The sequence below is a fragment of the Streptomyces sp. Tue6028 genome (genome assembly GCF_002300165.1).
Taxonomy (GTDB): Bacteria; Actinomycetota; Actinomycetes; order Streptomycetales; family Streptomycetaceae; genus Streptomyces; species Streptomyces siamensis.
The window spans coordinates 13,120-26,694 of record NZ_MLCE01000004.1 but is presented as its reverse complement, the minus strand read 5'-3'; the positions used below and the strand labels follow the sequence as shown (position 1 = coordinate 26,694).

Here is a 13,575-nt window from a genome sequence, read left to right as displayed (position 1 = left end):
CCGTGGCGGCACGGGCCTCCGGCGGCGGTCCCGCCCGTGAGGACGCCCTCTCCGGAAGCGAGACCTCCACGGGTGCCCCCTCCGGGAGCGGAACCTCCACGGACGCCCCCTCGGAGAGGGGAACCCCGACGGGCACCCCCACAGGCGCCCCCGCCGACACCGTCGCGGCCGTCGTCCGGCAGTGGCAGACCGTGCGCCCCGACCTCGACACCGGGCCCATGGAGGTGATCGGCCGCGTCAATCGCTGTGCCGCGCTCCTCCAGCAGGCCGAGGACGCGCCGCTGCGCCGGGCCGGGCTCACCCGCCCCGAGTTCGACGTCCTCGGAACCCTGCGGCGCACCGGACACGAACTCACCCCCAGCGAGATCGCCCGCGAGACGTTCTCCTCGGGCGCCGCCGTCACCAAGCGGCTCAAGCAGCTCACCGAACGCGGGCTGGTCGAGCGCCGGGGGGACACCCGTGACCGCCGGGTCGCACATGTACGGCTGACCGACGCGGGGCGCGATCTCGTCGACGGCATCCTGCCCGAGCAACTGGCCTACGAGACCTCGGTCCTGTCCGGCGTCGACCCCGATCATCGACGCGAACTGGCCGGACTGCTGGGCGAGTTGCTCGGCCAGTTGGAGGGCCGGCTCGGGCTGCCGCGGGCCTGAAGCCGTCCGGGGGAGAGAGCGGGAGCCGTGCCCTCCCTCCGGGGAGCGGGAGCCACCCCCGGACCGTCCGGTCGCGGTGGCCCCGCCGTCAGCCTTCCTCGCCAGCCGCGTGGATTCCGAACGGCGCCCCCTGCGGGTCCTTCAGCACCGCGATGCGCGGGCCCTCCGGCACCGTCGTGGGCTCCATCAGCATGCTGCCGCCCGCCGCCACGGCCGCGTGCGCCGTTGTGTCCACGTCCTCGACGGCGAAGTACGGCAGCCAGTGCGAGGGCACCTCCGGCGGGAACTTCTCGTCCAGCGTCAGCATGCCGCCGAAGTCGTCGCCGTCGATGCCCCATTGCGTGTACTGGTCCGAGGGGTTCACGGTCCAGCCGAAGACCCGCGTGTAGAAGTCCGTGACCGGCCCCGGGGCGCGGGTCAGCAGCTCGACCCAGCCCAGCGCGCCCGGTGCGTTGAACAGTCCCGCGCCGGGGAAGGCACGTGCCTGCCACAGCTGGAAGAAGGCACCGCCGGGATCGACCGCGACGGCGAAACGGCCCACGTCGAACACGTCCATCGGCCCGAGGACGATCGTGCCGCCCGCCGCTCGCACCGCCTCGGCGGCCGCATCCGCGTCCGCCACGGCGAAGGACACGTTCCAGGCGACGGGCTGGGACTCCTGGTACCGGGGCGAGATCGCCGCCACCGCGGCGTCGCCCAGGTGCGCGACGGTGTAACCGCCCGCCTCCTGGCGCGGGTCCGTCTCCGGCCGCCATCCGAACAGGTCGGCGTAGAAGCGCTTGGCCCCCTCCAGATCGCTGGTTCCCAGCTCGGTCCAGCAGGGACCACCCGTCACCGGCCCGTCCAGCTTCATGAGGTTCCTTCCGCAGCGCCCATGGCGGTCCTTCCCCAGCGAGACCCCTTCAGCACGCTATGCCCGCACCGGGACCCCGGCCACCGGGCGCCGCCCGGACCTCCCCACCGGCCGCTCGCGGGCCGTGCTGGACACCGTATAGGCCCCATATAGCGACCGAACCCACGCTCGACTCATTCGAACGGATGAGGGGGCTCGGACATGGGGCGGGACGGCAGCGCGGCTCGGGTGGCGGTCGTGACCGGTGGATCGCGGGGCATCGGCCGTGCCGTCGCCGTGCGACTGGCGCAGGACGGCTTCGACGTCGCGATCTGCTACCGGTCGGACGAGGCGGCGGCGCAGCTCGTGCGGAAGGAGATCGAGGACAGGGGGAGTCGGGCGCTGACCCGGCGTGTGGACGTGGGGGTCCGGGAGGACGTGCAGCAGTTCGTGACGGCCGTGGAGGACGAGCTCGGCACACCGGACGCCGTCGTGACGTCCGCGGGCATCACCCGCGACCGGCCGCTCGCCCTCATGGGGGACGAGGACTGGCACTCCGTCGTCGGCACCAACCTGAACGGCACCTACCACCTGCTGCGCTGCGTGATCCGTCCGATGATCCGTGAGCGGGCGGGAGCCGTCGTCACCCTCTCCTCGGTCGCCGGAGTCGCCGGCAACGCGGGCCAGGCCAACTACGCGGCTTCCAAGGCGGGCATCGTCGGCCTCACCCAGTCGCTGGCCAAGGAGGCCGGGCGCTACGGGATCCGGGCCAACGCCATCGCCCCTGGGTTCATCGAGACCGAGATGGTCGCCGACCTGCCCGAGAGCGTCGTCGAGGGAGCCCTGACCCGTATCCCGCTCGGCCGCTTCGGACAGGCCGACGAGGTCGCCTCGCTCGCCTCCTTCCTGGTCTCCCCGCAGTCCGCGTACATCACCGGCCAGGTGCTCCGCGTCGACGGGGGCATGGCGCTGTGACCGGCGACGGCCTGTGGTTCCGCCGCTATCCCGCGGCCCGCCCGCCCCGGGTGCGGCTGGTGTGCCTCCCGCACGCGGGCGGCAACGCACAGCTCTTCCACGGCTGGCCGGGCCGGCTGCCCGGCGACGTCGAGGTGCTCGCCGTGCGCTACCCCGGACGCCAGGAGCGGATGACCGAGCCGTGCGTCGAGTCCATGGACGAGCTCGCCGACGAGGTCGCCCTGGCCCTGGACGTCTACCGGGACGTCCCGCTCGCGCTGTTCGGGCACAGCATGGGCGCCGCCGTGGCCTACGAGGTCGCGGCCCGCCTCGAAGCGACCGGCCCGGGCCCCGTCCAGGTGTTCCTGTCCGCGCGCAACGCCCCGCACCGCGCGACCCGCACCATGCTGCACCGGGCCGCCGACGAGGTGCTGCTGGCCTCCGTGCGGCGCCTGGGCAGTCTCGGCGGCGACCCCTACGGCGTACCGGAACTGCGCGAACTGCTGCTGCCCGTGCTGCGCAGCGACTACCGGCTCATCGAGACGTACGCGCCCCTGAACCCGCCCGTGCTGCGCGCACCGTTCACCGCGTACGCCGGTGCCGCCGACCCCGGCTGCGACGTCGAACGCGTCTCGGCCTGGGCCGAGTTGACCACGGGTGGCTTCGACCTGCGGTCGTTCCCCGGCGACCACTTCTATCTCGCCCCGCGGGAGGCCGAGCTGACCGCGGACATCGCCGCCCGGCTCGCCCGGCCGACCGGGGCGACCACCGCAACCGCCATGCAGGCCGCGCAACCGGCCGTCACGACTGCGAGGACAGCTCCATGACCCACACCGAGACCTGGGCACCGCTGGAGATCAAGGCCGAGGACGGTGGCGGTGCCGGCGAACTGCTCAGCCGCCTCGACACCCTGGACCCCGGCCTGGACGAACTCCTCGTCCGCGAGAAGGCCCTGGTCTTCCGCGGGTTCGGCATCACGCCCGACACGCTCGACACGGCGCTCGACCGGCTGCTGCCGCACCGGCTCGCCTACGTCCACGGCAACTCGCCGCGCACCAAGGTCGGCGGCAACGTGTACACCTCCACGGAGTACCCGCAGGAGTACACCATCTCGATGCACAACGAGATGAGTTACGCGCACGCCTGGCCGACCCGGCTCGCCTTCTACTGCGAGGTGACCCCCGGCGGCGGTGGCGCGACACCCGTCACCGACGCCGCCAGCTGGCTGGCCGCGCTCGACGACGAGGTGCGTGAGGCCTTCGCGGGCGGCGTGCGTTACGTGCAGAACCTGCACGACGGGTACGGCCTCGGCAAGAGCTGGCAGGACACCTTCGAGACCAAGGAACGCGGCGACGTCGAGGAGTTCCTCACCGGCACCGGCGCCGAGTGGACCTGGCGGCGCGACGGCAGCCTGCGCGTCGAATCGGTCCGCCCCTCCACCACCCGGCACCCGGTCAGCGGCGCCGAGGTCTGGTTCAACCAGGCCGACCAGTGGCACCCGGCCGGGCTCGGCGACGACACCGCCGCCGAACTCGCCGCGATCCTCCCCGAGGACGAGCTGCCGCAGATGGTGAAGTTCGCCGACGGCGGCGCCATCCCCGCCGAGTACGTCACCCAGATCCGGGACCGGGGTCTGGAGGCCGCCGTCGACGTCGACTGGATCCGCGGTGACCTGCTCCTCATCGACAACGTGCTGCTGGCCCACGGGCGACGGCCGTTCACCGGTGACCGCCGCGTCCTCGTCGCGATGTCCGACTGAACCGGGAACGGACGACATGACCAGCACCCACGACGTGACCCGCACCGGAACCGGCGTACTGCCCGGCTGGGCCGGCACCGGCACGGCGCCCCATCTGCACCGGGCCCGCACCGAGGACGCCGCCGTCCTCGCCGACATCGACACGCACCGCGACGAGCTCCGCCGCTGCCTCGCACGACAGGGAGCCGTCCTGCTGCGCGGCTACGCCATCGGCGGGGTCGACGGCTTCGACGCCGTGGTCCGTGCCTTCTCCGGCACCCCGCCACTGGCCTACGCCGAGCGCTCCTCGCCCCGCTCCACCATCAAGGGCCAGGTCTACACCTCGACCGACTACCCGGCGGCCGAGGAGATCTTCCTGCACAACGAGAACTCCTACCAGGCCGTGTGGCCCGGCACCCTCTACTTCCACTGCGCCGAACCGCCCACCACCCAGGGCGCCACCCCGCTCGCCGACACACGGCGCGTGCTCGCCGCCCTCGACCCCGATGTGCGCGAGGAGTTCGAGCGGCGCGGCTGGCAGGTGGTGCGCAACTTCCACACCGGTTTCGGAGTGCCCTGGCAGGAGGCGTTCGCCACCGCGGACCGGGACGCGGTGACCGCCTACTGCGCGGAGCGCGACATCGTCGCCGAATGGCGGCCCGACGGAGGGCTGCGCACCACCGCCGCCCGTGCGGCCGTGCACCGCCACCCCTCCACCGGCGAGCGCGTCTGGTTCAACCACGCCACCTTCTTCCACGTCACCACCGTGGCCGAGGAGGTCGGAGCGGGCCTGCGGGCGATCTTCCCCGACGAGGACCTGCCCACCAACACGTACTACGGCGACGGCGGAGCCATCCCGGACGCCGTGACGGACCATCTGCGTTCCGTCTACCGGGCCAACTCCGTCCGCTTCGACTGGCAGCGCGACGACGTGCTGATCGTCGACAACATGCTCACCGCGCACGCGCGCGAGCCGTTCACCGGGCCCCGGCGGATCGCCGTGGCCATGGCCGAGCCGTCCGGCGCCCCGTCGGACGGGAGGAGTTGAGGACGTCATGGCACAACCCGAGGCAGCGGGAGCTCCGTTGGAGACCTATCTGACCCCGCCGACCCACGGATCCCGCATCACCGGCATCGCCGCCTACCGGCCGGCGAAGCTGCTGTCCAACGAGGAACTGTCCCCGCGCACCACCGTCTCCCCGCAGTGGATCGAACAGCGCACCGGCATCAGGACCCGGCACCACGCGAGCGAGGCCGAGGACCTGGTCACCATGTCCGTCGCCGCCGGCGAGAAGGCCCTGGTGATGGCCGACATCGACCCCACCGAGGTGGACCTCACCATCGTGGCCACCGCGACCCGTAAGCGCCGCATGCCGGGCATCGCACCGGAGGTCGCCAGCCGCATCGGCCTGCCCAACTCGGGCGCGTACGACCTCAACGCGGTGTGCGCGGGCTTCACCTACTCGATGGCCATGGCCTCCGGCGCCGTACGGCTCGGCGAGGCACGGCACGTCCTCGTGGTCGGCGCCGAGCGCACCAGCGACTGGATCGACCCGGACGACCCCGACACCTTCGTCATCTTCGGCGACGGAGCCGGCGCCGCCGTGGTCTCGCGCTCCGAGCACACCGGGATCGGCCCCGCCGTATGGGGCAGCGACGGCGCCCGGCACAACGTCCTCGGCCTCACCGAGAGGCCCGACGGACGCGAGTACGTCGCCATGAACGGCCCGCTCGTCTACAAGTGGTCCACGGCCACCATGCCGGACGTCGCGCACCGGGCCTGCGCCGCCGCCGGAATCACCATGCGGGACATCGACTGGTTCGTGCCGCACCAGGCCAACAACCGCATCATCAAGACCCTCACCCGGGAGCTGGAACTGCCGCCCGAGCGCGTCGTCAACGACGTCGTCGACACCGGCAACACCTCCGCCGCCTCGGTGCCCCTCGCACTCAGCCGCCTCCACGACAGCGGCCGCTCCACGCCCGGCGACCACGTGCTGCTGCTCGGCTTCGGCGCCGGCCTCACCTACGCCGGACAGGTCGTCCGCATGCCCTGACCAGGGCACCGCCACCCTTCCCAGCTCACCACTCAAGAGACGGATCCACACATGACGACGCACGAGACGACCACCGACGCCCTGACCGCCGAGGTCATCGCCCTGGTCCAGCGCACCGCCCTCGACCTGGAGGGCGACATCGACGCGGACTCCAGCTTCGAGGAGCTCGGCATGGACTCGCTCACCCGGGTCGACCTGCTGGCCGCCGTGGAGAAGACCTACCGCCTGTCCGTGCCCGACGAGACGGTCGCCGAACTGCTGCGCGTGCGGGACGTCGTCGCCTTCCTCGCGACCGCGAAGGCCGAGGTCTGACGGTGGAACGCCACCACGGGGGGCCGACGGTGGACACCGTCCTCGACACACCGCTGCCGCTGTCGGTGGGCCAGGAGGGGCTGTGGCTCCTCCAGCGCCTGGCCCCCGACAGCGCGACGTACAACCTCGCCGGCGGGGCCCGCATGACGCCCGCGCCGGACCCGGAGATCCTCGCCCGCGCCGTACGCGCCCTGACGGACCGTCATGCGATGCTCCGCTCGCGCTACACCGAGACCGACGGACAGCCCTGCCGCGTCGTCGAAGCGGTCGGCACGCTCGGTGAACTGACGGCCCAAGAGGTGCCGGACGCGACGGACGAGGAGCTCGACGCACTGGTGCGGGCGGAGGTCCGCCGCCCCTTCCGCCTCGACACCGAAGGCCCCTTCCGGGCTGTCCTGCTGCGCCGCCGCCACGACGCCGTCGCCCTCGTCGTCACCCACCACATCGCCACCGACGCCTTCTCCCAGTGGCTGCTGTGGCGCGACCTGCTCCAGGCCTACGAGGCGTTCGCGACCGGCCACGACGATCCCGGCTGGGAACCGCTGCCCGTCGCCTACGACGACTTCGTCGAGCGCGAGCAGATGCTCCTCGACTCCTCGCGCGGCAAGCGGCAGGCCGAGTTCTGGCAGGAGGAGGCCGCCGGCGCGCAGGCCGCCGAACTGCCCACCGACCGGCCCCGCCCCGCCGTGTCCTCACAGACCGGCGCGAGCCTGCTGCGCCGGCTGCCCGACCGGCTCTCCGACAAGGTGCTGCGCACCGCCGCGCAGCGCGGAGTCTCCCCGTTCGCCCTCACGCTCGGCGCCTTCCAGTCGCTGCTCCACCGCTGGGGCGGCCAGCGGGACTTCCTCCTCGCCTGCCCGGCGTCGACCCGCCGCTCCTCCGCGGCCCAGGTCGTCGGCTACTTCGTCAACCCGGTCCTCATCCGGGGCCGATTCGGCCGCGACACCACCCTCGCGGACGCCATGACCCAGGCCGCCGACCGGGTCCGGCAGGCCACCGCACGCGTCTCCTACCCGTACCCGCTCGTCGCCCGCGACGCCGGCACCACGGGCCCGCTCTACCGGATCTCGGTGACGATGGTCGCCACCGACCGGTTCGGACCGGGCATGGGCGGCGCCGCCTCCGGCGAGCCGATGACCGTGGCGGGCATCGAGACGACGTACCTGGAGATCCCGCACCTTGAAGGCCAGTGCGACCTCTCGCTGGAGATCACCCGTGATGTCTACGGGCTGACGATGGCCCTGCGCTACGACACCGACCTCTTCGAACGGGCCACGGTGGAGCGGCTGTTCGACGTCTTCCTGCGCTTCGTCGAGGCGGCGGCGGACGACCCCGACCAGCGCGTCTCCCGCATCCCGCTGACCGACGACGCCGAGCGCCGGGCCCTGCTCGCCCTGGGCGGCGCGGGCTCCGGCGGCACGCCGTGACCGTCATGGCCCGGCGCCCCGCCACCGCCGTGACCGTCATGTCTCCGCGCCCCGCGACCGCCGGGGCCGGGCGTCCCGCGGCGGCCACGGCGCCGAGCCCCGTGACCGCCACGCAGGCACATCCCGCGACCGCCCACGAATCCGGCAGGAGTCCGCGTCCATGACGCCACGACCGGTGCTCGACGGCATCCTCGACGCCGTCGGCGACACACATCTGGTGGAACTGGGCGGCCTGCTGCCCCGTTTCCCCTCCCGGGTCCTCGCCAAGCTCGAAGGGTTCAACCCCGGAGGCAGCGTCAAGGACAGGTCCGCGCTGTCCATGCTGCTGGGCCGGATCAGAGGCGGCGAACTCATCCCCGGCCGCTCCACGGTGGTGGAGTCCAGCTCCGGCAACCTGGCCATCGGCATCGCCCAGATCTGCCGGTACTACGGGATCGACTTCATCTGCGTCGTCGACCCCAAGACCACCCTGCAGAACCTGAAGATCCTGCGCGCCTACCAGGTCACGGTCGACATGGTCGCCGAACCCGACCCCGACACCGGCGCCTACCTCCCCGCCCGGCTGGCCCGGGTCCGCGAACTGGTGGCCGCCCTGCCCGGCGCGTACTGGCCCAACCAGTACGCCAACCCGCTCAACCCGCGGGCCCACACCCGGACCATGCGGGAGATCGCCGAGGCGTTGGACGGCCGGGTCGACTACCTGTTCTGCGCCACCGGAACCGGCGGCACCCTCACCGGCTGCGCCGACTACATCCGTGACCACGGTCTGTCCACGACGCTGGTCGGCGTCGACGCCCTCGGCAGCGTGCTGTTCGGCGGCCCGGCCGGACCCAGGCTGCTCCCCGGGCACGGCGCGGCCGTCCGCCCGGCCCTCTTCGATCCGGCACGCGCCGACGAAGTGGTGCTCGTCTCGGACCTCGACTGCGTGGTCGGCTGCCGGACCCTGACCCAGCGCGAGGCCATCCTCGCGGGCGGCTCGTCCGGCGCCGTCACCGCCGCCCTGGGCCGGTACGCCGACCGCATCCCCGCCGGCAGCACCTGCGTGCTGGTCTTCCCGGACCGCGGCGACCGCTACCTCGACACGATCTACGACGACGGATGGGTGCTCCGCCACTTCGGCGAAGTGAGCCACCTGTGGAAGGAACCGGAGCACACCATGGCGGTGGGAACATGCTGATCATCGGCCACCAGACGGTAGCGGGCCTCCTCGAAGGCCGCGAGAAGGAGGTCGTCGACCTCGTCGCCGAGGCCTACCGGCGCCACGACGAGGGCCGCACCAGCCTGCCGCACTCGGTCTTCCTCCGCTTCCCCGACCGCCCCAGGGACCGCATCATCGGACTGCCCGCCTATCTCGGCGGCAGCACCGAAACCGGCGACGACGACATCGCCGGAATGAAGTGGATCGCCTCCTTCCCCGGCAACATCGCCTCGGGGGTGCAGCGCGCCAGCGCGGCGATCCTGCTCAACTCGCTGCGCAACGGACAGCCCGAGGCGCTCATCGAGGGCTCCCTGATCTCCGCCCGGCGCACCGCCGCGTCCGCCGCGGTGGGCGCGCGCGTACTGCTCTCCGGCCGCAGGCCCTCCGGTATCACGCTCATCGGATGCGGCGTCATCAACCGCGAGGTGCTCCGCTTCCTCGCCGCCGAACACCCGGGCCTCGACCGGCTCACCGTGTACGACACCGACCCCGAGCGCGCCCGGCGGTTCACCCTGGACAACGCGCGGCTGCTCCCGTCGGCCGGCGTCCGCCACTGCGACACCCTCGACGAGGCCCTGGCCGCCCACGACCTGGTGTCCATCGCCACCACCGCCGCGACCCCGCACACCTCCCTCGACGCCTGCCCGCCCGGCACCGTGGTGCTGCACCTCTCGCTGCGCGACATCACCGTCCCGGCCGTCCTCGACTCCCACAACGTCGTCGACGACCCCGACCACGTGTGCCGCGAGAACACCTCGGTCCACCTCGCCGAACTCGCCTCCGGCGGACGGGACTTCATCGACGCGAGCATCGGCGCTCTGCTGCGCGGCACCGCGACGCTCGACCCGCGGCCCGGCAGACGGCTCGTGTACTCGCCGTTCGGGCTCGGGGTCCTCGACCTCGCGCTCGCCCGCTTCGTACGGGACCGGGCCCGCGCCGGCGGACTCGGCACCGACGTCACGGACTTCCTGCCGCCGCCCGCCGCGTAGGCCACCCGCCCTCCCGCACACCGCCGACCGCGCCGCCGCGAGCCGCCGGACCAGCGGCGGCGCCGCCGAGGGCCGTCGCACCGCCGCACGCGCTCACTTCCCTGGAGAAGAGAAGAGATGACAGTCCCGCTGCACCGACTCATCGCCCACCAGGCCGTGTCGACTCCGCTCGCCGTCGCGGTCGACGGCGCCCAGGGGCCACTGAGCTACGAAGCGCTCGACCGGCGCGCCAACCGGATCGCGCGGCTCCTCGCGTCCCGCGGCGTCGGCGCCGAGGACCGGGTCGTCGTCTGCCTGCCGCGCGGCCACGACCTCGTCGCCGCCCTGCTCGGCGTGTGGAAGGCGGGCGCCGCCTACCTACCGTTGGACACGGGGCACCCGCAGGAGCGCACGGCCTGGGTCGTCGCGGACAGCGGTGCGCGCACGGTGCTGACGAGCGGGACCGACGCCGACACCTTCGCGGAGCTCCTGCCCGGCGGAGTCGTGGACCTCGACCGGGAGTCCGACGCCCTGGCCGCACTGCCCGACACGGCACCCGAGACCGAGGTCACCGCCGACCACGCCGCCTACCTCACCTACACCTCCGGCTCGACCGGACGTCCCAAGGGCGTCCTCGTGCAGCACGGCGGCATCGCCGGCCGGATCGCCTGGTCCCTCGACAACCAGGGAGTGACCAGCACGGACCGCGTGCTCCAGAAGACCGTCCTCACCTTCGACGCCGCCGGCTGGGAACTGTTCACGCCGCTCGCCGCGGGCGCCACCGTCGTCATGGCACCGCCCGGCGCCGAGGCCGACCCCGCCCTGCTCGTGGCGACGGTCGCCGACGAGCACATCACCGTCCTCCAGGGCGTGCCGTCGGTGCTGCGGCTGCTCGTCGCCGAGCCGCGCTGGACGGACTGCGCCGATCTGCGACTGGTGTGCTCGGCGGGCGAACCCCTCGACGGCGAACTGTGCCGGGCGCTCGCCGAACCGGGCGCCGCCCGCGTCTGGAACACCTACGGCCCCACCGAGTGCTCCATCGACGTCACCGCGCAGCTCTACGACCCGGAGCGGCACGCCGAGGCCGTCCCCATCGGGCGGCCCCTGGACCACATGAGGGTGTACGTCCTCGACGCCGAGTTCGACCCGGTGCCCGTCGGGGTCGTGGGCGAACTGTACGCCGCCGGCGACGGCACGGCGCGCGGCTACGCGGGCCGGCCCGCGCAGACCGCCGAGCGTTTCCTGCCCGACCCGCACGGCCCCGCCGGCAGCCGCATGTACCGCACCGGCGACCTGGTGCGCTGGCGGTCCGACGGCGCCCTGGACTTCCTCGGCCGCGCCGACCACCAGGTCAAGGTCAACGGCGTCCGCATCGAACCCGCCGAGGTCGAGGCCGCACTGAACGCCCACCCCGACGTCCGCGGAGCCGTCGTCGACGCCCGCACCCTGGGCGACGGCAAGCGGCTCGTCGCCTACCTGACCACGGCCCGCCGCATCCCACGCGACGAACTGCGCACCTTCCTGCGCGGCAGGCTGCCCGAACCGATGATCCCCTCGCTGTTCGTGCCGCTGGACGCCTTCCCGCTCACCAGCAGCGGCAAGGTGGACCGCGCCGCCCTGCCCGACCCGGCCCTGGAGCCGGCCAAGGACTCCGCCGAGCACGTCGCCCCCCGTACCCCCGCCGAGCGTCTCGTGGCGCAGGTGTGGGAACAACTCCTCCAGGTCGAACGGGTCGGCGCCCACGACGACTTCTTCTCGCTCGGCGGCTCCTCCCTGGTCCTGACCCGGCTGGCCGACGCGCTGCGCAGGGCATCCGGCGACGACATCCAGCTGCGCGGCCTCTTCGGCGCGTTCACCGTCGAGGCGCAGGCGAGGCTGCTGGAGGACGCGCGGCCCGCCGTCCCCGGTGTGACGCCCGTCGGCCGCGACGCGCCGCTGCCGCTGTCCTTCGGCCAGCACCGGCTGTGGTTCCTGGACCGCATGCACCCGGGCAGCCCCGAATGGGTGGCCCCGTTCTTCCTGCGGCTGCCCGCCGGCACGACGCGCGACGTCGTGCAGTCCGCCCTCGACGCGCTGGAGGCCCGCCACGAGTCCCTGCGCACCCGGTACGTGGTCCGGGGCGAGGAACCCCGCCAGGTGATCGCCGCGCCGGGCACCGTCGAACTGCGTGTCGAGGACGCCTCGGAGGCCGACCTGGAGGGCCTGTTCGCGGAGCAGTTCGCCCGCGGCTTCGACCTCGCGGAGGGCCCGCTGTGGCGCGCCCTGATGGTCCGCGTGCCGAAGGGCGGCCCGGTCCTGCTGGTGACGGCCCATCACATCGCCACCGACGGCTGGTCGACCGTCCTGCTCGACCGCGAACTGCGCGAACTGTGCGCCGCAGCCACCGAGGGCCGTCCTCCCGAGCTCGGCGAACTCCAGGTACAGTACGCCGACTTCGCGGCCTGGCAGGCGTCCCACGCCGCCGAGGTCGCCTCGACGCGCGAACTCGACCACTGGAAGCAGGCCCTCGCGGGGCTGCCCGAACTCAGGCTCCCCACCGACCGGCCCCGGCCCGCCCGGCGCGACGCGCACGGCTCCGGCGTCAGGTTCTCCGTGCCGGCCTCCCTCGCCGACACCCTCACCGGCATCGGACGCCGACACGGCGCGACCCCGTACGTCACCCTGCTCGCGGCCTTCGGCGCACTGCTCGGCCGCTACAGCGGACAGGACGACTTCGGCATCGGCAGCCCGGTCACCGGCCGGACCCGCCCGGAGACCCAGGACACGGTCGGCTTCTTCCTCAACTCGCTCGTGATGCGCTGCGACCTGACCGGCGACCCCACGTTCGCCCAGCTGCTCCAGCGCGTCCGTGCCACCGTGATGGCCGGATTCGCCCATCAGGAGCTGCCCTTCGAACGCCTCGTGGACGAGCTCCAGCCCACCCGCGACCTCTCACGCACCCCGCTCTACCAGGTCGCCTTCGACCTCCAGGACGAAGGAGCGACCTCGGTCGCCGCCGACGACGTCCTGATGGACGCCTTCCAGGGCGCCTGGCGTGTCGCCAAGACCGACCTCACCCTCTTCGTCTGGCGACAGCACGACGGCTCGCTGATCGGAGCCTTCGAATACGCCACCTCGCTCTTCGACCGCGAGACGGTCGAGCGTCTGGCCCACCACTTCGTCCAGCTCCTCGAAGCCGTGGCCGCCGACGCGGACACAGCCCTGTCCGCCGTCGACATCAGCTCCGTCCAGGAACGGCGACTGCTGAAGGCGTGGAACGACACGGGGGTCGCGGTGCCGGGGTTGTCGGTGCCGGAGTTGGTCGCTGTGCGTGGGGTGGAGTCGCCGGGTGTGGTGGCGGTGGAGGCGGTGGGTCGGTCGTTGACGTTCGGTGAGCTGGATCGTCGGGCGAATCGTCTGGCGCAGGCTTTGCGTGGTGCCGGTGTTGGTGTGGGTG

The 13,575-nt window shown here is 73.0% G+C and carries 12 protein-coding genes; 11 read left to right on the top strand and 1 reads right to left on the bottom strand.

The genetic code is table 11. The annotated features are described in order from the left end of the window. Positions 1-2 precede the first annotated feature (2 nt). The gene (locus BKI49_RS03175; protein ID WP_095932736.1) at positions 3-653 is read left to right on the top strand and encodes a MarR family winged helix-turn-helix transcriptional regulator; all 651 of its coding nucleotides are present in this window, start codon (positions 3-5) and stop codon (positions 651-653) included. Positions 654-741: 88 nt separating this feature from the next. Here BKI49_RS03175 and BKI49_RS03170 read toward each other — a convergent pair whose 3' ends face one another. Continuing rightward, positions 742-1,506 (bottom strand): VOC family protein, encoded by a 765-nt coding sequence (locus BKI49_RS03170; protein WP_095932640.1) that lies wholly within the window; start codon positions 1,504-1,506, stop codon positions 742-744. A gap of 201 nt (positions 1,507-1,707) precedes the next feature. On the opposite strand from BKI49_RS03170, the gene fabG reads away from it, so the two are divergent. From fabG to BKI49_RS03120, 10 genes are all read left to right on the top strand, one after another. Continuing rightward, positions 1,708-2,460: a 3-oxoacyl-[acyl-carrier-protein] reductase gene (gene fabG, locus BKI49_RS03165; protein WP_095932639.1), complete on the top strand. Its 753-nt coding sequence runs from the start codon at positions 1,708-1,710 to the stop codon at positions 2,458-2,460. Then, positions 2,457-3,266, top strand: coding sequence for a thioesterase II family protein (locus tag BKI49_RS03160; RefSeq protein WP_095932638.1), 810 nt, complete (start codon positions 2,457-2,459; stop codon positions 3,264-3,266). The genes fabG and BKI49_RS03160 overlap by 4 nt, the downstream gene beginning before the upstream one ends. Then, the gene (locus tag BKI49_RS03155) at positions 3,263-4,198 is read left to right on the top strand and encodes a TauD/TfdA family dioxygenase (RefSeq protein ID WP_095932637.1); all 936 of its coding nucleotides are present in this window, start codon (positions 3,263-3,265) and stop codon (positions 4,196-4,198) included. Before BKI49_RS03160 ends, BKI49_RS03155 begins: the two co-directional genes overlap by 4 nt. 16 nt (positions 4,199-4,214) lie before the next feature. Beyond that, positions 4,215-5,225 (top strand): TauD/TfdA family dioxygenase, encoded by a 1,011-nt coding sequence (locus tag BKI49_RS03150; RefSeq protein WP_095932636.1) that lies wholly within the window; start codon positions 4,215-4,217, stop codon positions 5,223-5,225. A 7-nt stretch (positions 5,226-5,232) separates the two neighbouring features. After that, positions 5,233-6,234 (top strand): beta-ketoacyl-ACP synthase III, encoded by a 1,002-nt coding sequence (locus tag BKI49_RS03145; RefSeq protein ID WP_095932635.1) that lies wholly within the window; start codon positions 5,233-5,235, stop codon positions 6,232-6,234. 51 nt (positions 6,235-6,285) lie between these two features. Continuing rightward, positions 6,286-6,546: an acyl carrier protein gene (locus BKI49_RS03140; RefSeq protein ID WP_095932634.1), complete on the top strand. Its 261-nt coding sequence runs from the start codon at positions 6,286-6,288 to the stop codon at positions 6,544-6,546. A 2-nt stretch (positions 6,547-6,548) separates the two neighbouring features. Beyond that, positions 6,549-7,973, top strand: coding sequence for a condensation domain-containing protein (locus BKI49_RS03135; protein WP_179332319.1), 1,425 nt, complete (start codon positions 6,549-6,551; stop codon positions 7,971-7,973). A gap of 160 nt (positions 7,974-8,133) precedes the next feature. Then, positions 8,134-9,150, top strand: coding sequence for a 2,3-diaminopropionate biosynthesis protein SbnA (gene sbnA, locus BKI49_RS03130; RefSeq protein WP_095932633.1), 1,017 nt, complete (start codon positions 8,134-8,136; stop codon positions 9,148-9,150). Further along, positions 9,144-10,160 (top strand): 2,3-diaminopropionate biosynthesis protein SbnB, encoded by a 1,017-nt coding sequence (gene sbnB, locus BKI49_RS03125; protein ID WP_095932632.1) that lies wholly within the window; start codon positions 9,144-9,146, stop codon positions 10,158-10,160. Before sbnA ends, sbnB begins: the two co-directional genes overlap by 7 nt. Before the next feature lie 117 nt (positions 10,161-10,277). Continuing rightward, positions 10,278-13,575, top strand: a 3,298-nt coding sequence (locus BKI49_RS03120) for a non-ribosomal peptide synthetase (RefSeq protein WP_095932631.1), incomplete at its 3' end; no start/stop codon positions are given.